Origin of the sequence: Caldifermentibacillus hisashii (genome assembly GCF_039654145.1) — a bacterium.
Classification (GTDB): Bacteria; Bacillota; Bacilli; order Bacillales; family Caldibacillaceae; genus Caldifermentibacillus; species Caldifermentibacillus hisashii.
Genome location: NZ_CP155467.1, coordinates 530,105 through 550,398 on the forward strand (window position 1 = coordinate 530,105; position 20,294 = coordinate 550,398).

Consider the following 20,294-nt stretch of genomic DNA (forward strand, 5'->3'; position numbering starts at 1 on the left):
GGGAAACGGGATGAAAAAGAAGTTTTTTGCATTGCTTTCAGTAGTTTTTGCTCTTTCACTTTTCCTTGTTGCATGTGGTGGTGGAAGTGAATCAAGTGGTGGAAACAGTGGCGGTTCTAATGAAGGGGAGAAATCAAAAACTGAAGAAAAGCCAAAATTCTTAAGCATGTTAACCGGTGGAACAAGTGGTACATATTATCCATTGGGTGGAGAAATTGCAAAAATCATTACAGACAAAACCGGAATTCAAACGGATGCTGTTTCCTCAAATGCATCAGCGGATAACGTAATTGCATTAAGTGAAGGGAATGCAGAAATTGCCTTTGTTCAAACCGATGTGATGGCAGCTGCCGTAGAAGGAATAAATGCTTTTGAAAAAACTGGGAAAGTAACAAATGTGCTTGCACTTGGTTCGTTATATCCGGAAACGATCCAAATTGTAACGCTTGCAAAGTCGAATATTAATTCGGTTGAAGATTTGAAAGGAAAAAAGGTTTCTGTCGGAGCACCGGGTTCAGGAACATACATTAATGCACAACAAATTTTGGAAGTCCATGGCATGACAATGGATGATATTGATGCTCAAAACCTTGATTTTGCCGAGTCTACCGGTGGACTTCAAGACGGTAATATTGATGCAGCATTTATCACTGCAGGCACACCGACCGGAGCCGTTGAAGGGTTATCTGCTACAAATCCGGTGAAAATTGTTCCGATTGCCCAAGATAAAGTAGATGCGCTAGTTAAAAAATATCCTTATTATGCGGAAGACACCATTGCTTCAGGAACATACGGGCTGAAAGAAGATGTAAACACCGTCGCAGTCTTGGCCATGCTTGCGGTTGTTGATAGTGTGCCGGAAGATACGGTATATGAAATTACGAAAGCGATTTATGAAAATACAGGCAGCATTACGCATGCAAAAGGGAAATACATTAAGTTGGAAAATGCATTAAAAGGAATCGGCATTGATTTGCATCCGGGTGCAGAAAAATATTTTAAAGAAGCCGGAGTTTCAACAGAATAGAAGGTTCATAAAGGAATTTGGGACCAATCTTACCGGAAGTGTTGTTTTTCAATAGAATAGAAGTTTTATAAGGAAATTTAGGATCAACACATCATTCCGGCAGTCTTGTTTTTCAATAGAATAGAAGGTTTATAAAGAAATTTGGGTTCAAAACCTCAATTCGGCAGTCTTGTGTCTCAATAGAATAGAAGTTTCATATGGGCTGGCTGTGAAAGCACACTTGCATACGCGGCCGGCCTCTTATTGATTAGCAGTCTATTATTAGGATGAACTTACATGAAACGTAAGAAATATATGAACACCTTAATTATAATTATCGTTTTCCTCGTTATCATGCTAACGGTTTTATTTATTCCATTTCGAAAATCGCTCGTCTTTTATGAACGGAACACCGGTCAAATTGCTGCCTATCTCCCCGTTAAGGAGGGAGATACTTTTCAAATTATTTTTACCCATTCAATTCATTTAACCGATGTCATTGAGAAATATCGGATTTTGCCGGATGATACGATGGAGGAATACGAATTTGTTTTTGAAGAATTTGGTATTGGAATGCCTTCCAATGCGGAAACGGGACAAACTTTCGAATATAAGGATGGGAAATATCATATAAAAGATGTAGGTAATGTCTTTCCGTCGATGATGATCCGAAATGGAAAAACCGTTTCGAAACATCGCCTAGTCTGGGGTGAAAATGAAGAACATATCGTCAAATTTAACGATTATCTGAAACCTGGGGAAATATATAAGGTTCAAGTAGATCATCTATCATTATGGCAATCTGTGAAAGGAGTTGAAATCCGTGACTGAGCATAATGAAAAAGTTCAATTATCCGAAGAAGAGCAAAAGGCATTAATGGAAAAATATGATGTTGAATCACGAACAAGGAAACTGTCCGGAATGATGTCAAAGGTTATTATTGGCTTGTTAGTTGTCTTTTCTTTATTTCAAATTTATACGGGTGCATTCGGGGAATTAACAGCATATATTCAACGAACAGTCCATCTAGGTTTTGCGTTGGTTTTAATCTTTTTATTGTTTCCCGCAAGAAAGACTGCATTACGCCAAAAAATAGCTTGGTACGACTATATTCTTGCAGTTCTGGCCATTATCGTCTGTGGCTATTGGCCTGTTTTTTATGATTCATTGGTGCAAAAAATCGGTAGTATTGATACAGCACAAATGATTATTGGCGGTCTGGCTATTATATTGGTTTTGGAAGCGGCAAGAAGAGTGGTCGGTCTTCCTTTGGTTGTCATTGCAATAGCTTTCCTTCTTTATGCTATATATGGACCAAGTATGCCGGGAATGTTGGCACATAGAGGGTTAAGTCTTGAGCAATTAATAAATTCCATGTTTTATACAACAGAGGGAATCCTTGGTACGCCACTTCAAGTATCATCGACTTTCATTTTCTTATTTATCTTGTTCGGGGCTTTCCTTGGACAGACAGGGGTAGGAAACTATTTCAATGACTTGGCCATTTCAATTGCAGGAAGACGTATTGGTGGTCCTGCAAAAGTGGCGGTTTTTACAAGTGCATTGGAAGGGACGATTTCAGGCAGTTCTGTTGCCAATGTGGTACAATCGGGCTCCTATACCATCCCATTAATGAAACGATTAGGCTATCATCGGAATTTTGCCGGTGCGGTAGAAGCTGCAGCATCAACGGGTGGTCAAATTATGCCGCCGGTTATGGGCGCGGCTGCCTTTTTAATGGTTGAATTTGCCGGTGTACCCTATATTGAAATTGTCAAAGCTGCAGTTATTCCAGCTATCTTATATTTTACCGGAATTTGGATTATGGTTCATTTTGAAGCGAAAAAACAAGGATTACGCGGTTTGCCAAAAGAAGAAATTCCAGCTAAAAAGGAAGTATTTAAGAAAATCTATCTGTTAACGCCAATACTTGCCATTATCATTTTCATGGACATCGGTACGAGTATTTCCCGCGCAGCTCTATTAGGTATTTTGTTTACGATTATTGTCAGCTTGTTTAGAAAAGATACGCGGATTACATTATCGAAATTTTTTGTAGCTCTCCTTGAAGGGGCTCGTTCTGCACTTGGGGTCGCAGCTGCAACCGCCTGTGCCGGGATTATTGTCGGAGTTGTCACAAAAACAGGGCTCGGTTTGAAACTTGGAAACGAAATTGTCGGACTCGCCCAGACAATTACAAATAACCCGAATGCTTTATTATTATTGACTTTATTTTTTACGATGATCACATCCATCATCATCGGCATGGGATCACCGACAACAGCGAATTATATTATTACGTCAACGATCGCTTTACCGGCCATTTTAGCATTAAATAATCAGCTGGAAGTGGCTGTGCCGGTCTTAGCTGCCCATATGTTTGTTTTTTATTTTGGTATTGTTGCCGATATTACACCACCTGTTGCTTTGGCTGCTTTTGCGGCAACAGGAATCTCGGGCGGGGAACCAATCCGAACGGGAATTAATGCTTCGAAGCTTGCTGTCGCCGCTTTTATCATACCGTATATGTTTGTAATGGAACCTGAGTTATTGATGATTAATACGACTTTCTTAGGTGTGCTATGGATTATTTTTACTGCCATTACCGGGATGGTTGGTATCGGTGCCGGGTTAATTGGTTATTGGTATAAAAAACTAAACTGGATTGAAAGAATTGCTTCTGTTGTTATTGGATTGTTATTGATTTATCCTGAAGGCTATTCTGATTTGATTGGCTTAGCCGGCTTTATTGCCATGGTTGTTTATCAATTTGCGTTGAAAAAAGGGACAGAAATAGGGGAGAAAGAGGCGAAAGAAGCGAATTTGTGAGAAATAAATGTACAGTAGAAAAACTCCGGACCTGAATCTTGACGTCCGGAGTTATCTATATTTATTTATCCTATCCTTAACTGCGAGTCAAGACCGCCGTTTATTCATCTGTATCTGCTTCAAACATATAATTTTTATGATAAAACCGGATGCTGAAAACTAACCCCATGGCGAGCATATTGCCCATCAATGAACTTCCCCCGTAACTTAGGAAAGGAAGTGGGATTCCGGTAATTGGCAATACTTGGATAGTCATCCCGATATTTTGAAATACATGGAATGCAGTCATACTAATGATACCTGCACAAATATAAGAATTAAATTGAGAGTTCGTTTCTAATGAAATTTTTATTAAATGATAGATAAGCAGGAAAAATAAACTGATAACGACACTGGCACCGATAAAGCCGTATTCTTCAGCAATTAGACTAAAGATAAAGTCTGTATGGCGCTCCATGACGTATACTTCTTTCCCCATAAAGCCTTTCCCGAAAATCTCACCGGACCCAATTGCTTGCAGGGAACTAATTAAGTGTAAACCATCACCGGATGCATAACTATATGGGTCTAACCAGGCATAAATCCTTCCATACTGATAAGGGTCAATATGATCTTTTAGAAAATCCGGAAAATATATCATAACACCAATAATACCTACCCCAAGAAGAGCAACTAGAGAGAAAGAGGGTAATATTATTTTCCATGAAATTCCAGATACTAAAATCATTCCGGCTGTAATGGCCATGATGACTAATGCAGTTCCTAAGTCCGGCTGTTCCATAATTAACACCAATGGAACCAAAGCAGTGAGGCCAATTTTAACTAACAACCAAAAATCTGATTGTAATGTTTTTACCGGATATTTTTGATTATGATCGGATGTAAGCCGACTAATCGCCAAGATTAAAAATACTTTCATAAATTCGGACGGCTGAATGCTCCCGAATGGAAGGGTGAACCAGCTATGGGCTCCATTTCGTTCCTCTGCAATACCCAAATGGAGTTTGGCTGCAATCCATAATACAATAAGTAAAAATATCCCAAAACCATAAAATATCCATGATAATTTTTTATATTGATCCGGATCAAAAAACAAGGCCCCCCCAATAATGATAGCCCCAACGATGTACCATTTTAATTGATCAAGTACAAAGTTTGTTGAATATTGCCCTGAAGTCTGAGCACTGTATATAGATATTAAACTAACAATAAAAAACAGAAATAATATAAAAGCTAAAGTCCAATCAAAACGATCTGGAACTTTTTTTTCATTTTCCATTATATTCACCTTTTCACTTTTAAAAAATCGAATAAAATAATATTATATCACGTTTAACACCCAAAAAGTCCGTTTTTCGGAATCTTACGGATAAAATTTTCGGATTTTTGTTGTAAAAAAATGGTTCAAGAAAATCGGACAGGGAATTTTTCGTCCAAATGTTGTTTGGATGTTAGTTTATTTTTTACATAACCATATTATAATCGATTTAGTGAAAGTAGCAAAAACAAAAATTTGGCAGAATGTTAATTTTGGGGATGCACATCTATTCAGTTATTTTTTCTTCAAGTTTTATAGATATGAAATAGTGACATACATTCCCCGAAACCTCCTGAATCAATCAGGTGAAAAACTCCAAAATAAAAGGAACTACCATAATAGGTGCAGTTCCATGTAAAATACCAAATATGGATGTTGAACCGGGAGAAAGTGGCCTGAACGGAAAGCATGAAATCACGCATGGCTTTCCTCCCTAGTTCTCTCATAAAGGTACGACTGAAATTTTCCGTTTTACACTTACAATCATGAAATATTTCATGTGAACGGTTTTGATAAAAGTTGTCCTTTTCCATGGACATGATTAAACCACTTCTGTATTCGCAGTCGCCATGTTCGTCGGATGAACTGGATTTTCATAGTTACTCTCTGTGACAACTTTTCTTGCTTCGATATATTTAATATGGTGATCTTCTATCTCAATTACTTTAAATTGGTAATCTTTATAGATGAGGATGTCACCTTGTTTTGCCTCAAAATTTTCCGTTAAAAACCATCCACCAATCGTATCAACATCTTTATCATTAATGTCAAGTGATAATAATGCATTTATTTCACTGACTAATACTTTACCGTCAAAGATATAGTGGTTTTCAGACAATTGTCGAATTAATGGGATTTCATCTAAATCGAACTCATCCCGGATTTCACCTACGATCTCTTCCACAATATCTTCCACCGTGACAAGACCGCTTGTTCCACCATACTCATCAAAAAGAATAGCCATATGAATTTGTTCTTTTTGCATTTTGACAAGAAGATTATGAACAGGGATTGTATCAATCACCCTGATGATAGGTCGAATAAAGGATCTGACGGTATACTTTGAAAGATCTTTGCCGGAAATATAAGTTGTTAGCAGTTCTTTCATATTAATAAATCCGACAATATGATCTTTATCTCCGTCAATCACCGGATAACGGGTAAATTTTTCTACACGAGCAAGGTCTAATAGAGACTCAATGGAATCATTTATGTCAATACTTACAATTTCTGTTCGCGGAACCATGATTTCTTTTGCAATCCGATTATCAAATTCAAATATCTTATTTACATACTTGTATTCTGACAGGTTTATTTCACCGTTTCGATAGCTTTCACTTAAGATGATCCGAAGTTCTTCTTCCGTATGAGCACTACCATTTTCCGCCATAGGTTTTAAACCGAAAGCTTTCGTAATTAAGCGTGCGGAACCGTTCAGTACCCAGATGAGCGGATACATAATTTTGTAAAATAAAATCAGCGGTCTGGAAACCAGTAATGTAATTTCTTCAGCTTTTTGAATAGCAACCGTTTTTGGTGCCAACTCGCCAACAACAACATGTAAGAACGTCATTATTAAAAATGCGATGGTAATTGTCAACAAATGGGAAATCGACTCAGGAATACTGAAGTTCGTAAAAAGTTTGGTAAAAATCGACTCAAAAGTAGATTCTCCTAACCAACCGATTCCAAGTGCGGTAACGGTAATCCCAAGTTGACAGGCAGATAAATATTCATCCAGGTTGGTAATGATTTTTTTTGCAGCAATTGCACTTTTTCTTCCTTTTTCGATATGTTCTTCAATTTTCGACGTTCGCACCTTAACAATGGCAAACTCAGAAACTACGAAAAATGCCGTTAACGCAATTAGAACGGCGATATAAATCAGACCAACTATGTCGTCCAACAAAATCCCCGCCCCTTAAAACAGGGTCGGGAGTTCACCTCCTAAAAGAATTCATAATTTTTCCAACGCAAAGTGCATATGGAAAGCCTCGAAAGTTACATTTCTCGCCGAAAAATGAGTATAATATTTTTCCGGTGAACTACACTTTACGCAACGTCAGGTTCTTACGCCTGAGTTTTCTTAACTATTTTTATTAGACAGGCAGTGTAAGGTCATTCATATTTCTTTACGAAGGTACATTCCTCCTTTAATTAATAGTTTACAACACATTGGGCTTTTTGTTAATGGAGCTTTGGAGACTTCTATAAAAAAATAAGTATGCAATGTTGGCTGAGTTTTCCATTCCCTTAACAGAAAAATGACTTGTATTCACTTAAGCCTTATTTGAAACTTATAAACAGTTAAAAAAGCAAAAAATTTTCTTTATTATATCTATTATAGATATATATATTTCTGGAGTCAATATTTATTGTGAGGTTTTATTTATAAATTTGTAATATTTAGATAACTATTTACATAAAAATTTACTCCCACCTAAAGCTCCAAATCAAAGGGGAAGATAGGTGGGAGATGGGGTGTATTCTTTATCCTTCTAAAAACACATAGTCATATTAATTTGTCTAAAAAAATGGAAGCAATGGAAAAATACGTTGTCAGTGAAAAAATGTCATTTAATGTTGTAATAAGTGGACCGGAAGCAATCGCAGGGTCAATTTTCAGCCGATAGAGAATAAGGGGAATTACTGTTCCGGCCAATGTGCCAATAATCAAGGTTAAAAACAGGGATACACCGACGACAAGCCCAATATAAATGTTTCCTTGCCAAAAATAAGCAATAAAAGAAATAAGAATCCCACAAATGACGCCGATAATGAAGCCAACGATAAATTCCCGTAAAATCAGATGAAAAATCGCCTTTTTATTTAAATCTTGTCCGGCTAAACCACGAACAACGACGGCCAAAGATTGTGTGCCGGTATTCCCGGTCATCCCTGAAATCATCGGCATAAAGAATGCCAATGCAACAACAAGATCCAATGTTTCTTGAAAATAACTGATAATACTACCGGAAAACAATCCGATAATGAGTAATAAAACGAGCCAAGGCAATCTCCGCCAGGCAGCGATGGTTGCTTTTGTATCGAAATCGATGGCTTTCCCTGAAGCGGATAATTTTTCTATATCTTCATTTGCTTCACGGATAATGACGTCTAACATATCATCAAACGTGATGATCCCAAGCAGTACATTATCTTCGTTAACAACGGGAAGAGCGAGAAAGTCATATCTTTCCAAAATTCGGGCTGCTTCTTCCTGGTCGGTATAGTCAGATACCGAAATAACCCGTTCAAACATAATGTTTTCAATTTTATCATTCAAATCGGCAAGAAGGAGATCGCGGTATGAAACTACTCCGACCAGTCTCCGGTTTTCATCGATAACATATAAGTAGTTAATGGTTTCGGCATACTCGGCAAAGTTCTTTAATTTATCAACAGCCTCCCTGACTGTAAAAGTATTACGGATCCAAACAAATCGGTTCGTCATAAGTCGGCCGGCTGTTTCCTCCGGGTATTTCATAATGTTTTGAACGATTGCCGACTCTTCAAGTTTCATTTCTGCCAAGAGCGATTCGCTTTTCTCGATCGGTAAGTCATGAAGCAAAGAGGCAAGGTCATCGTTATCCATTAAGTTTAAAACCTCGCCCTTTTTATCGATTGTTAATTTATTAAGAATTTCCAATTGCAAATCGGAATCTTCCACTTCTTGGATTACGTCTGCCAGTAGATGGTTGTCCAAGTGGAATAAAAACCGAGTTTTCAATTTATGCGGTAACTCTTTATATAAATTTGCAATATCATAAGGTTGCAATTCATCAATGATGAGCATGAGTTCATTCCGTTTGCTTTCTCGCAATAATTTTACAACGGTTACTAATAGTTGCTCATTTGTCATTAAATGGTTCATGAAAGCTCCCCTCCTTTATTTTAGTCAATGGTAAGGCGGAATCATGAGCGTCCATTTTTCCAATATATTTTCTAAAACTATTTTCACATATATATGAAGGCAAAACAAGATATGTGAAATAATCAAAACACCTTATTAGTATATACAAAAATTTTTTCACAGGGGAAAAAGGAAAATGGAAAAAATATGATAAAATTTGTATGTAAGAAACTTATTTATGTAGAAAACGTAAAATTGAAACCAATCTGGATATATAATCGTAATAAATTTGAAAAGCATTATTAATATCATTCATTATATAATGAGTGGAATATCCATTTTATATAATGACCGACTTTTAGGGAGATGAACAAGGTGGCCAGAAATGATGATTTCAAAGATTTAATTTATATATTAGTAAATACACGAGATCATTATGTCATTTCAAACGGGATTACTTTTCCCGGATTTATTCAATCATTGAAAAAGCCATTAGCAAACTTATTGTTGTTAAAACACAAATATGATGACACGGAATTCCATTTAGATACCCAACTGGATTATATATTAAAGGATCAAGTGGAACAACTAATCCGAAAAGGAGTTCATAAATTTGGTGAATTTTGCTGGGTGGATTTTGATGATGTATTTAGCCTAGATACTATTGAAGGGGAAGAATTGGCGGAATTACTATATTTAGGCCATATGAAAAAACACCTGTCACTCCCATTTTTCCAAAAATTAAACAATCGCTTTGCCTATTTGACGGAAGATGATGGCTGGCTAAATAAAACGTATTATCGCTATTGGACCGACTTTTATGATTGCCTCGGCGGGATTCTGGCCAGCAGGTTAAGTGAAGCGAAATATGATAAATCAATCATTGGTTTTCGTAAAAAAAAGGTATATCCACCAATCGAACGAAATGTGTTACACCAACTGAATTCTGTATTGACGGAAGGTCTAGTCTTTTCGTTTCAACATTTTAGCCAAGAACGCGGTCAAATTGAAATCCCGTTTTGGGTTGTCGGTGATTATTATGATATGGATGAAATGATGGAAAAATATCTAGCTGTGTCAACCGCTGTTGCGCCACATGGAAGTATTGTATTTGACCGAAAACAAAAGGAATGGCAAGTAAACTTAAATAAAAATGGAAATTGAAAGGTTCGATAAATGAGCACCCAAAAGGTTTTTTCACATTAGCTTGACACATTATTTTCTAATTTGAGCGTGTGTTTTTTCGAAAAACAGACTTTTTTGGGTGTTATTCATTCTTCTAAATCATATGATACAAAAAGAATGAACTGCTGAAAAAATACCTTTATTGTTCGTTTATTAGTGGTAAAATATATGGGAAATTAGTTACATGTTGTTATTATTTTGTTTGGAGGCATATTCATGAAAAAGAAAATTTTCTTATTGTACGGCGGTAAATCAGCCGAGCACGAAGTATCCATACGGACGGCTTTTGCTGTTACCCAAGCATTAAATTTTGAAAAGTATGAGGTAACCCCGATTTATATAACAGAGGCTGGCCAATGGGTGAAACGTGAAGCTTTAGAAAATCCGGTCAAACAAATTGGCGAATTGAGATTGGATAGACAAAAATCGACAACTACCAGTCCGGCTCTTTTTATAGGAGACTCGATAGAAAAAATGGATGAACCGGGAATTATTTTTCCATTATTACACGGACCTAACGGAGAAGACGGAACAGTTCAAGGCATGCTGGAAGTTTTAAATCTTCCTTATGTTGGGAATGGTGTTTTGGCTTCAGCAGCCGGAATGGATAAAGTCATTATGAAAAACTTGTTTCGTGATGCCGGATTGAATCAAGTTGATTATGTATCCGTTCTTCGTCACGAATGGGAAAATGATGCCGTGGCTTCATATGAAAAGGTTGAAAAAGCTCTTGACTATCCTTGTTTTGTTAAGCCGGCCAATTTAGGATCAAGTGTTGGAATCAGCAAGTGTAAAAACCGGGAAGAATTAGTGAGGGCTTTCCAGGAAGCCTTTCAATTTGATCGGAAAATTATCATTGAGCAAGGTGTGGAAGCCCGCGAGATTGAAATCGGTGTATTAGGAAATGATCAACCGATTTGCTCTGTGGCTGGTGAAATTGTTCCAAAAACTGAATTTTATGATTATCGAGCGAAATATGAAGATGGTGATACGGCTTTGGTTATCCCGGCAGATGTGTCCGAGGAAATCTATGAAACGATAAAAGAAATGGCCATAACAGCTTTCAAAGCATTAGATTGTTCAGGCCTTGTCCGTGCAGACTTTTTTGTCACAAAAGAAGGAAAAGTTTTAATTAATGAAATTAACACGATGCCGGGATTCACTCCGGTCAGCATGTTCCCGTTACTTTGGAAACATTCAGGATTGGACTATCCGGAATTGATTGACCGACTAATCGAACTTGGTTTCGAACGTTATGAAGAGAAACAAAAAATCCGGTACACATTAGACTAAGCAAGTTTTAATGACTTTATTTCAAGGTGTGTTGTTTTCCTTGGAATAAAGTCTTTTAGTGATTTGTCCAAATGTACATTTTTTTCGGGGTAGGCTTACTGAGATACTGTCGTTTATAACAAGGGCAAAATTTAACTATTATTTTATTTTAGGAGCAAAATGGGCAGGAAATCGAGGCAAATTGTCAGCCAAACAATTCTAGAAACAACACATGCAGCCCCAAAATTAATTGCAAACGAAATTCACCATTGGAGGTGCTAGGATGATTGAAAAAACAGTCCAACAGTTAGCAAACATGATTCAAGTCCACAATGATATTTCTTCCTTTCAAGATCAAACAGTACAAGGTGTTTCAATCAACTCAAAATCAATCCAACAAGGAAATTTGTTTATCCCGCTAAAAGGGGAAAAACATGATGGGCATGAATTTGTTGAACAAGCAATGAGGCAAGGCGCCGGTGCATCTTTATGGCAGAAAGACGTCCCGAATCCTCCGACCAATCTCCCTATTCTCATCGTTGACGACACGTTAGAAGCTTTGCAACAACTTGCAAGAGTTTACCGGGATGAATTATCTTTAAAAGTTGTCGCGGTAACCGGGAGTAATGGGAAAACAACTACGAAGGATATTCTTGCGGAGGTATTATCGGTAAAACATAAAGTTCAAAAAACGTCCGGAAACTTTAATAATCATATTGGTCTTCCACTTACCATCCTTGGATTACAAAAAGATACAGAAGTTGCCGTATTAGAGATGGGCATGAGTAATTTTGGTGAAATTGACTTTTTGACCAAAATGGCAAAACCGGATGCTGCCATCATTACAAATATTGGGGATGCTCACTTACAGGAACTGGGCTCACGAGAAGGAATCGCAAAAGCAAAATTAGAAATTGTAAACGGCCTGAAATCTGGCGGTTTATTCGTCTACCCAGGTGATGAACCGCTCATTGTCTCCCAACTCATGCATATGGATAAACCATGGAAAATCCGGACATTCGGCAAATCGGCAAAAAATGATTACTATCCGACTAAAATTGAAATGAGTGCAAGCGGTTCTGTCTTTACAATTAATCAATCTGACATCACGTTTAACCTCCCGATTTTAGGGGAGTATAATGTTTTAAATTCCATGGCAGCAATGATTGTCGCCCGCGAATGGGGAGTACCATTTTCTTCCATCAATGAAGGTTTTTCAAAAATCAAGCTCACCCAGATGAGATTAGAGATGATACCTGGCATAAACGGTTGCCAAATTTTAAATGACGCTTATAACGCCAGTCCGACATCGATGAAAGCCGTTATTGACTTAGTAGCGGACCTCCCGGGGTTTGATAAAAAAATCGTCGTTCTTGGTGATATGTTAGAACTGGGGCCGCGAGAACAAGAATTTCATAAAGAAGTAGGTCGCCATATTCACCCGGAAAAGATCAATTACGTTTACACATATGGGGAATTAGGAAAACATATTGCAGTCGGCGCAAAGGAAAAATTTGACACAAACAGGTGTTTTTCCTTCACCGATAAAACAGCATTAATCGAACATTTAAAACCTAAGTTAGATAATCAAACAATCGTTTTGGTAAAAGCTTCAAGAGGGATGAGACTGGAAGAGGTTGTCGAAGGGATTAAGTTGTAAAGCACAATAGTTGGTCTCGGTTGTAATTGAAATCCCTAATTCTGACAGGATAACTCCGGCCCCAGCTTTTTGGCCATTGTTAATTGAAAAATTCTGTATGAGCTTTTTCCAGATCTCGGCAATAATATTTATTTTTTGGTAATCCCAAAACAGTGGTCAAACCGTTACGAAGGTCGTCCCTTGAAAAATGCATGAAACCCGCACTTTAGGGAAATTTAAAGTACAACCTCCCTCATTCTTTGAACTTGCTTGTAAAAAAATGGCATCTTACTGGGAGGAGTTTTCCTTAAAGGGTGGTGTGCCATGAATGGATTGTTATGTATTCACGGTTTTACCGGTTCACCAAGAGAAATTGAACCACTCGTCTCATTTTTAAATAATCAAACGAATTGGTTGATACGTACCCCGGTTTTACCCGGTCATGGAGATGAACTGAAACTTAAAGGGGTCCGCTATAGTGACTGGATTCGTCATGCTGAAGAAGAACTCGTTAAATTGATGGAACAATGTGATACAATATATATATGTGGTTTCTCCATGGGCGGTCTCATAGGGAGTTGGTTAGCTACTCAATATCCTGTGAAAAAAATGGTTTTATTAAGTGCAGCGGCTTATTATATGAATCCAAGAAATTTTTTATTAGAAATACAAAATATGATTTCAGAGTGCCTGACAAATTCATTCCGTCACAGTACAATTTTTCAAAAATATAAAAGAAAGTTTACTTCCACACCTTTAAAAGCGTATTTGGAATTTCGTAAACTTGTCAACACCATCCGGCCAATTTTTTCAAAAGTAAATGTACCGACATTGATTGTCCAAGGAAAAATGGATCCAATTGTACCTTTGAAAAGTGCATATTTTCTGTATGAGTCAATAAATACACCGGAAAAAAAGCTGCTCTTACTTGAAGAGGCTAATCACCATATTTGCTATTGCCAAGAACAGCAGCGAGTGTTTCAGGAAATTTTCACCTTCTTGAATGAAGAGGAATCTTGTAAAAAAATTGCAATGACAGCTAATTAATGGTAATATAAATGAACCTAAATGGAGAAAATTATAGTGTAAAGTACATTACTCTCAAAAAGGTGTGAGAGTATTTTTTCTGTAAATTAAAGGAGTATGAAAGCATTGGGAAAATTTGAAAATTTAAATTTAAGTTCTACTACATTAAAGTCACTGAAGCGAATTGGTTTTGAGGAAACGACGCCGATTCAGGAACAAACAATTCCGTTAAGCATGCAAGGAAAAGATATCATTGGACAAGCGCAAACAGGTACGGGGAAAACGGCCGCCTTTGGAATCCCTTTGATTGAAAAAATCAATACCAGAAATAAAAATATCCAAAGTTTAGTCATTGCCCCAACCCGAGAATTGGCTATTCAAGTTTCAGAAGAATTGTTTAAACTTGGTTATGAAAAGCATGTCCAAGTATTGTCAGTTTTCGGTGGTCAAGATATTTCAAGACAAATTCGTGCCTTAAAGAAGAAACCGGCTATTATTGTCGGTACACCCGGAAGACTGCTGGATCATATTCACCGGAAAACCATTAAGCTTCAAGATATTCATACGGTTGTCCTCGATGAAGCTGATGAAATGTTGAATATGGGATTTATTGAAGATATTGAGAAAATTTTAGAAAGTGTTCCTGAAGAAAGGCAAACATTATTATTTTCGGCAACTATGCCTGAGCGAATTCGTCAGATTGCTATTAAGTTTATGAAAGATCCGGAAACAGTTCGGATTAAAGCAAAAGAAATGACGGTTCCACAAATTGATCAATTTTTTGTTAAAGTGGAGGAAAAAGACAAATTTGACGCGTTAACTCGGTTGCTTGATTACCAATCACCGGATTTGGCGATCGTTTTTGGCAGGACAAAACGACGTGTCGATGAAGTGTCAGAAGCCCTTTCCATCAGAGGTTATACGGCAGAAGGCATTCATGGCGACTTATCGCAAGCAAAACGTCTTTCCGTTCTTCGTAAATTTAAAGAAGGATCGATTGATGTTTTGGTTGCCACCGATGTTGCTGCACGCGGGTTGGATATTTCAGGTGTTACTCATGTATATAATTTTGATATACCTCAAGATCCAGAAAGCTATGTTCACCGAATCGGACGGACTGGTCGTGCCGGAAAGACTGGGATGGCAATCACTTTTGTAGCACCGCGTGAAATGGGATATTTACGGACAGTGGAAGAAACCACGAAAAGACGGATGAAACGGATGCAGGTCCCGTCCATTGCAGAAGCGATTGAAGGTCAACAACGTTTAACCATTGATAAGATTCATAATACGATCGATGAGAATGACCTTTCCCTTTACCGGAAAGCAGCTGAAGAATTATTGACGCAGCATGACGCACTTACGATTGTATCGGCCGCTCTCAAATTATTAACAAAAGAACCTGCTACAACGCCGGTGAAAATTTCCTATGAAGCTCCGTTACCGGTAAAACGAGACAAAAATAATTTTTCTAAAAAAGTAGGCAGAGGTTCAAGAGAAATGCCGAGAAGACAACGGTCACATAATCGCAGCTATAAAAAAAGCTAGTATCCGGTAATTCCCGAAACCGTGAATATTATATTCTTTAAATAGCGTCAGATACGGCTCTGGACGCTATTTTCATTTTATGATTAGCACACAAAAAGGTTTTTACGAAAAATTTTCTCATTAGGTATTATGTACGATACAAATTGAACTTGGGCGAAATTTTTATAAAATTTTTGCGTGTTAATCATTTAATGGATGAAATGAGAACACTTGTGACTTCTGCCATGAGATGAATCGGCTTCGGAGAGTACGGCAAAAACGTTGCGGATTAACATATGTTCAAGGATTTGTGACTGAATTTTTCAACATATACAATTATAGTAAAATAGTAGTAACTTTTTACCGATATTAACGTATAAAGGTAGGAAAACTTTTAAGGAGGATAAAACATGTTAGGGGAACCGGCAAAACATATTTCTGAACGGGCATTAACTGTTTGGAAAATCCGCGGAATCATTACCTCTGGTTTATCGTTATTAATTTATGTGACTATTAGTGTTGTTATTTTTATTTTCCATTGGCCGAAGTGGATTATTATACCATTAGTTTTATTATGGATTGTTGAAACATATTTCATCATCTTTTTCAATCCAAAACTACGCTGGAAAATCTGGCGTTATGAAGTAAGAGAACAAGAAATTGAAATTCAGCACGGTTTATGGATTGTTACGAAAACATTAGTTCCGATGATTCGTGTTCAACATGTCGATACGACTCAAGGTCCATTATTAAAAAAGTACCATTTAGCTTCCGTCAAAATATCGACCGCAGCAACTGTTCATGAAATTCCTGCCTTAGAAGATGTGGAAGCGGAAGAATTAAGGCATGTCATTTCCAACTTAGCAAGGGTGGCGGATGAAGATGTTTGAGAAGAAACGAATGCACCCGATTTCGGTTATATTATTTATACTCAAAAATATAAAAGATGCAGTTCTCCCCATCATTTTCATGTTTATTTTGGGTGGAAGCGGTGAGGACGCTTCAACACTCGATTTATTATTTCGTTTCGGGATTCCGTCGGTGATCATTTTTTTTACAATCATTAGTGGAATTATTAATTGGTTCCGTTTCACTTACTGGATTGAAGATGAAGAGTTAAGAATAGAACACGGTTTGTTTGTTAGGAAAAAGCGATATATTCCTTTTGAGCGGATTCAAAGTATTTCGGTGACAGAAGGTTTATTGCAGCAGATCTTTGGTTTGGCAAAAATTACGGTTGAAACAGCAGGAGGCGCCCTGGATGAATCGGAAGCCCAATTAATTGCCATCAAAAAAGAGGAAGCGGAAAATATCCAGTCATACATAAAAAAATCAAAGAAAAAACAAAGTATACCAACGGAAGCTTCCGGTGAACAGATGGCGACAATAGCTGTAGATACTTCTATTTCTGATGAGGAACCTGTAGACATTATTTATCAAGCGAGTATGAAAAATATTTTTTTATTGGCAATAACAAGCGGTGGTGCTATTGGTGTAATTACTGCGGTCATTGCATTTTTCTCACAATTTGATGAATTGATACCTTATGAAAAAATTTACACAGAGGCACAACTATTTATTGCAAGCAGTATTTTACTCTTTATTATTCTGTCATTATTCATTATCGTGTTTGCCTATTTGATTGCCATTGTACAAACCATGTTGAAGTATTACGATTACAAGGTAGAAAAAACCGAGAAAAATTTAATCATTTCCCACGGATTGTTGGAAAAGCGAAAAATAATCGTTCCCTTTCACCGGATTCAAGGTATCGAAATTATTGAAAATCCTTTGCGACGTCTTTTTGGATATGTAACTTTCCAAGTAATCAATGAGGGCGGGACGGATATGGAGGAACCGGGGAAAGTGATCATTTGTCCGTTAATAAAAAAACAGGAAATTACTGCCATTGTAAAAAGCTGTTTGCCGGATTATCAAGTAGACGTTGAATTAGGAACCTTACCGGACCGTGCGAAAATTCGATATATGTTGCGACCGGCTTATGTTATTTCTATCCCTGTTATTATCGGAGGATATTTTTTACGTCCGTTTGGATGGTTGTTATTGGTGCTCATTCCGTTATCCATGCTCTTCGGCTATCAAAGTTATCGGGGAGCCGGATGGAATATGAGCGGGCATCAGTTGACACTTCGCAGCAGATGGATTCAAACAAGGACGTTTTATACGTTTAAAAACCGAATCCAATCATTAGAGATTTCCAAAAACTGGTTTCAACGGCGAAAGAGTCTAGGAACCATCTATTCACACGTCATGTCAGGTAGCGGTCGTGTGGCTGATTTAGACGAGTCTGTTGCCAAAGCAATCTATCAATGGTATTCCCGTACAGAAAAATATGAAGTGGAATAAGATAAGTGCAGGGCGACTTGGCAACAAAACTTTTATTTTCTTTTACTTTGAAGAAAAGGGCTCATTAAGTAAATTGAGCCCTTTTTACATATTATAGTGCATAAAAAGTACCCTCGAATATCTACCTCAGCTACCTATACTACTTTCTAACATGAAGATATTCCCCAAACTTGCATGATGAACCACGCTGCAAAGGTAATGGAATCCGCACAGAAGATGTACAATTTTGTTCACGAGCTATTTTCTATACGGATGTTTAAGAAATTAAATCGTTTTTCTTATAATAAGAAAACCACAAAGACATCCCCACAAAAACCCGCCGATATGTGCATATATATTTGTATTTTTTTCCATAAATGTAAATAAGAGTGCCAGAATAATTATCACCAGTAAACTGTTTTTCAATTGATAAGGTAATTTATTCAAATAGATTAACATAGCAAAAACACCTAATAATCCGAAAACTGCCCCGCTTGCCCCGACATGAATAAAAGTAAGGGGTGCGAAAATATATGTAAATACATTGGCAAAAATTCCTGAACTCAAGTACACCAACAGAAAAGTTGATTTTTTTTTCCGTTCTTCAAGAAGCGAACCGATAATAACTAAGGAAATGCAATTTAACAACAAATGGTTAAAGTTACTGTGGATAAAAATCGGTGTAACCAGCCTCCACCATTCACCATTTGCAATTAGGATATTAACACCAATCATTTTCTCTGCTATCCAGCGGTTCGGAAAAATCGGCAAAGTAATGAACAGGAAAAATAAAATATTTATACCAACTAATATAAAGATGACCGGATGTGTTCGAATAAAATTTTTCAATCCCCTACTTTGATACATGTTTGCACCTCACCATACCATTTGCTTTTTTACCCATACTTGTACATTATGTATATGAAAGAATGTGAAAAATAGAAGGTGGTCAAGTGATAAAAGGGATAGGAATTGATATTGTAGAAATTACCCGAATAAAAAAAGTTTATGAACATAATGAGCGAATTAAAGAGCGGGTATTGACAAATAAAGAACTACAAATCTTTGAACGATTATCTCCAAAACGAAAAATCGAATTTTTAGCAGGGCGTTTTGCCGCAAAAGAAGCCTTTTCAAAAGCATACGGTACGGGAATTGGAAGGGATTTATCTTTTCGTGACATTGAGATTGAGACAGATGCCAGGGGCAAACCTTACCTCGTTAATCCGATTGATTTGCGTGTCCATTTGTCAATTAGTCATAGCGACAACTATGCAATAGCTCAAGTGATCATTGAGGAAGAAGATTAAATTTTATTGATTATTCGTTAATAGTTACAAGCTTCCGGCAACAAAGTGAATTCGAGTAGAATTTTCGGAATCAAGTAAAAGCCTATTAAGAGGTCCAAGCTGACACCTGACACAATTCCGGTTGAGTTAGATTTAAAAGTGAAAGTGCCGGGTACACTTTGAGAGGGACAATTCCCGATGAATTATATTCAATATGAAACGTGTCGGGTTCCCTTTGATATCCATTTTAAGGCAAAAAACATCCTTTTTGGCACGGGCCTCAATCTCGTCACCGTTTTTCGGTGGGAAAAGCATGTTTTTGGCGACGAGATCTGTTCTCGTCACCATTTTGAGGCGAGAAAGCTTCTATTTTGGCGATGAGACCCGTTCTCGTCGCCACTTTTGGTTGAGAAAAGCCTCTTTTTGACGACGAGCCCAGTTCTCGTCACCATTTTTCGGTGAGATATGACCATTTTGGCGATGAGATCTGTTTTCGTCACCATTTTTCGGTGAGAAACGCTTGTTTTTGGCGACGAGCCTCGTTTTCGTCGCCACTTTTGGTTGAAGAAAGCTTGTTTTTGACCACGAGACTTGTTTTCGTCACCATTTTTGAGTGAGAAACGCTTGTTTTTGGCGACGAGCCCCATTCTCGTCACCATTTTTGAGTGAGAAACGCTTGTTTTTGGCGACGAGCCTTGTTTTCGTCACCATTTTTGAGTGAGAAACGCTTGTTTTTGGCGACGAGACTTGTTTTCGTCACCATTTTTGAGTGAGAAACGCTTGTTTTTGGCGATGAGCCTCGTTTTCGTCGCCACTTTTAGTTGAGAAACGCTTGTTTTTGGTGACGAGCCTCGTTTTCGTCGCCACTTTTGGTTGAAGAAAGCTTGTTTTTGACCACGAGACTTGTTTTCGTCACCATTTTTGAGTGAGAAACGCTTGTTTTTAACGACGAGTCCCATTCTCGTCACCATTATAAGCTTGAATCTCCTTTTTTGTCGGCGAA

The 20,294-nt window shown here is 37.5% G+C and carries 17 protein-coding genes; 11 read left to right on the forward strand and 6 right to left on the reverse strand.

All coding sequences use genetic code 11. From position 1 onward, the window contains the following. Positions 1-10 precede the first annotated feature (10 nt). From NSQ14_RS02525 to NSQ14_RS02535, 3 genes are all read left to right on the forward strand, one after another. Positions 11-1,027: a TAXI family TRAP transporter solute-binding subunit gene (locus NSQ14_RS02525; protein ID WP_034767779.1), complete on the forward strand. Its 1,017-nt coding sequence runs from the start codon at positions 11-13 to the stop codon at positions 1,025-1,027. Between the two features lie 276 nt (positions 1,028-1,303). Next, positions 1,304-1,837, forward strand: coding sequence for a DUF1850 domain-containing protein (locus NSQ14_RS02530; RefSeq protein WP_041845431.1), 534 nt, complete (start codon positions 1,304-1,306; stop codon positions 1,835-1,837). 46 nt (positions 1,838-1,883) lie between these two features. Further along, a complete protein-coding gene (locus tag NSQ14_RS02535; RefSeq protein ID WP_346217104.1) occupies positions 1,884-3,836 on the forward strand; it encodes a TRAP transporter permease in 1,953 nt (650 codons plus the stop codon). Positions 3,837-3,936: 100 nt separating this feature from the next. On the opposite strand, the gene NSQ14_RS02540 is transcribed toward NSQ14_RS02535, so the two are convergent. From NSQ14_RS02540 to mgtE, 3 genes are all read right to left on the reverse strand, one after another. Then, positions 3,937-5,115, reverse strand: coding sequence for an FtsW/RodA/SpoVE family cell cycle protein (locus tag NSQ14_RS02540; protein ID WP_095142105.1), 1,179 nt, complete (start codon positions 5,113-5,115; stop codon positions 3,937-3,939). Between the two features lie 580 nt (positions 5,116-5,695). Further along, the gene (locus NSQ14_RS02545; RefSeq protein WP_346217105.1) at positions 5,696-7,060 is read right to left on the reverse strand and encodes a hemolysin family protein; all 1,365 of its coding nucleotides are present in this window, start codon (positions 7,058-7,060) and stop codon (positions 5,696-5,698) included. Positions 7,061-7,666: 606 nt separating this feature from the next. Then, positions 7,667-9,028 carry a magnesium transporter gene (gene mgtE, locus NSQ14_RS02550; protein WP_251246557.1) on the reverse strand — a complete coding sequence of 454 codons (1,362 nt, stop codon included), beginning with the start codon at positions 9,026-9,028 and terminating at the stop codon, positions 7,667-7,669. Between the two features lie 354 nt (positions 9,029-9,382). On the opposite strand from mgtE, the gene NSQ14_RS02555 reads away from it, so the two are divergent. The 7 genes from NSQ14_RS02555 (at position 9,383) to NSQ14_RS02585 (ending at position 18,023) form a co-directional block, all read left to right on the forward strand. Beyond that, positions 9,383-10,171, forward strand: coding sequence for a hypothetical protein (locus tag NSQ14_RS02555; protein WP_328186077.1), 789 nt, complete (start codon positions 9,383-9,385; stop codon positions 10,169-10,171). Between the two features lie 237 nt (positions 10,172-10,408). Then, complete coding sequence (locus tag NSQ14_RS02560) at positions 10,409-11,485, forward strand: D-alanine--D-alanine ligase (protein WP_216407905.1); 1,077 nt, start codon at positions 10,409-10,411, stop codon at positions 11,483-11,485. A 262-nt stretch (positions 11,486-11,747) separates the two neighbouring features. Next, the gene (locus NSQ14_RS02565) at positions 11,748-13,124 is read left to right on the forward strand and encodes a UDP-N-acetylmuramoyl-tripeptide--D-alanyl-D-alanine ligase (RefSeq protein ID WP_346208119.1); all 1,377 of its coding nucleotides are present in this window, start codon (positions 11,748-11,750) and stop codon (positions 13,122-13,124) included. A 303-nt stretch (positions 13,125-13,427) separates the two neighbouring features. Then, complete coding sequence (locus tag NSQ14_RS02570; RefSeq protein ID WP_095142110.1) at positions 13,428-14,150, forward strand: alpha/beta hydrolase; 723 nt, start codon at positions 13,428-13,430, stop codon at positions 14,148-14,150. A 105-nt stretch (positions 14,151-14,255) separates the two neighbouring features. Beyond that, positions 14,256-15,677: a DEAD/DEAH box helicase gene (locus tag NSQ14_RS02575; RefSeq protein ID WP_095142114.1), complete on the forward strand. Its 1,422-nt coding sequence runs from the start codon at positions 14,256-14,258 to the stop codon at positions 15,675-15,677. 389 nt (positions 15,678-16,066) lie between these two features. Next, entirely contained in the window at positions 16,067-16,546 is a 480-nt protein-coding gene (locus tag NSQ14_RS02580; RefSeq protein WP_034767804.1) for a PH domain-containing protein, read from the forward strand. Then, a complete protein-coding gene (locus tag NSQ14_RS02585) occupies positions 16,539-18,023 on the forward strand; it encodes a PH domain-containing protein (RefSeq protein WP_235819514.1) in 1,485 nt (494 codons plus the stop codon). Before NSQ14_RS02580 ends, NSQ14_RS02585 begins: the two co-directional genes overlap by 8 nt. Before the next feature lie 264 nt (positions 18,024-18,287). Here the strand turns inward: NSQ14_RS02585 and NSQ14_RS02590 are convergent, their stop codons facing one another. Next, complete coding sequence (locus NSQ14_RS02590) at positions 18,288-18,869, reverse strand: rhomboid family intramembrane serine protease (RefSeq protein ID WP_346216823.1); 582 nt, start codon at positions 18,867-18,869, stop codon at positions 18,288-18,290. Between the two features lie 86 nt (positions 18,870-18,955). On the opposite strand from NSQ14_RS02590, the gene acpS reads away from it, so the two are divergent. Beyond that, positions 18,956-19,312: a holo-ACP synthase gene (gene acpS, locus NSQ14_RS02595; RefSeq protein ID WP_041847512.1), complete on the forward strand. Its 357-nt coding sequence runs from the start codon at positions 18,956-18,958 to the stop codon at positions 19,310-19,312. 320 nt (positions 19,313-19,632) lie between these two features. On the opposite strand, the gene NSQ14_RS02600 is transcribed toward acpS, so the two are convergent. Then, entirely contained in the window at positions 19,633-19,950 is a 318-nt protein-coding gene (locus tag NSQ14_RS02600; protein WP_346216824.1) for a hypothetical protein, read from the reverse strand. A 45-nt stretch (positions 19,951-19,995) separates the two neighbouring features. Further along, on the reverse strand, positions 19,996-20,262 hold the full coding sequence (locus NSQ14_RS02605; RefSeq protein ID WP_346216825.1) for a hypothetical protein: 267 nt from the start codon (positions 20,260-20,262) through the stop codon (positions 19,996-19,998). Between the last annotated feature and the right edge of the window lie 32 nt (positions 20,263-20,294).

Excerpts from the sequence above, each read along its gene's own strand:
- NSQ14_RS02540 (WP_095142105.1), bottom strand. The coding sequence starts at position 5,115 with ATGGAAAATGAAAAAAAAGTTCCAGATCGTTTTGATTGGACTTTAGCT.
- NSQ14_RS02600 (WP_346216824.1), bottom strand. The coding sequence starts at position 19,950 with ATGGTGACGAGAATGGGGCTCGTCGCCAAAAACAAGCGTTTCTCACTC.
- NSQ14_RS02570 (WP_095142110.1), top strand. The coding sequence starts at position 13,428 with ATGAATGGATTGTTATGTATTCACGGTTTTACCGGTTCACCAAGAGAA.
- NSQ14_RS02535 (WP_346217104.1), top strand. The coding sequence starts at position 1,884 with ATGGAAAAATATGATGTTGAATCACGAACAAGGAAACTGTCCGGAATG.
- NSQ14_RS02590 (WP_346216823.1), bottom strand. The coding sequence starts at position 18,869 with ATGTATCAAAGTAGGGGATTGAAAAATTTTATTCGAACACATCCGGTC.
- NSQ14_RS02560 (WP_216407905.1), top strand. The coding sequence starts at position 10,409 with ATGAAAAAGAAAATTTTCTTATTGTACGGCGGTAAATCAGCCGAGCAC.
- NSQ14_RS02580 (WP_034767804.1), top strand. The coding sequence starts at position 16,067 with ATGTTAGGGGAACCGGCAAAACATATTTCTGAACGGGCATTAACTGTT.
- NSQ14_RS02530 (WP_041845431.1), top strand. The coding sequence starts at position 1,304 with ATGAAACGTAAGAAATATATGAACACCTTAATTATAATTATCGTTTTC.
- NSQ14_RS02565 (WP_346208119.1), top strand. The coding sequence starts at position 11,748 with ATGATTGAAAAAACAGTCCAACAGTTAGCAAACATGATTCAAGTCCAC.
- NSQ14_RS02525 (WP_034767779.1), top strand. The coding sequence starts at position 11 with ATGAAAAAGAAGTTTTTTGCATTGCTTTCAGTAGTTTTTGCTCTTTCA.
- NSQ14_RS02605 (WP_346216825.1), bottom strand. The coding sequence starts at position 20,262 with ATGGTGACGAGAATGGGACTCGTCGTTAAAAACAAGCGTTTCTCACTC.
- mgtE (WP_251246557.1), bottom strand. The coding sequence starts at position 9,028 with ATGAACCATTTAATGACAAATGAGCAACTATTAGTAACCGTTGTAAAA.
- NSQ14_RS02585 (WP_235819514.1), top strand. The coding sequence starts at position 16,539 with ATGTTTGAGAAGAAACGAATGCACCCGATTTCGGTTATATTATTTATA.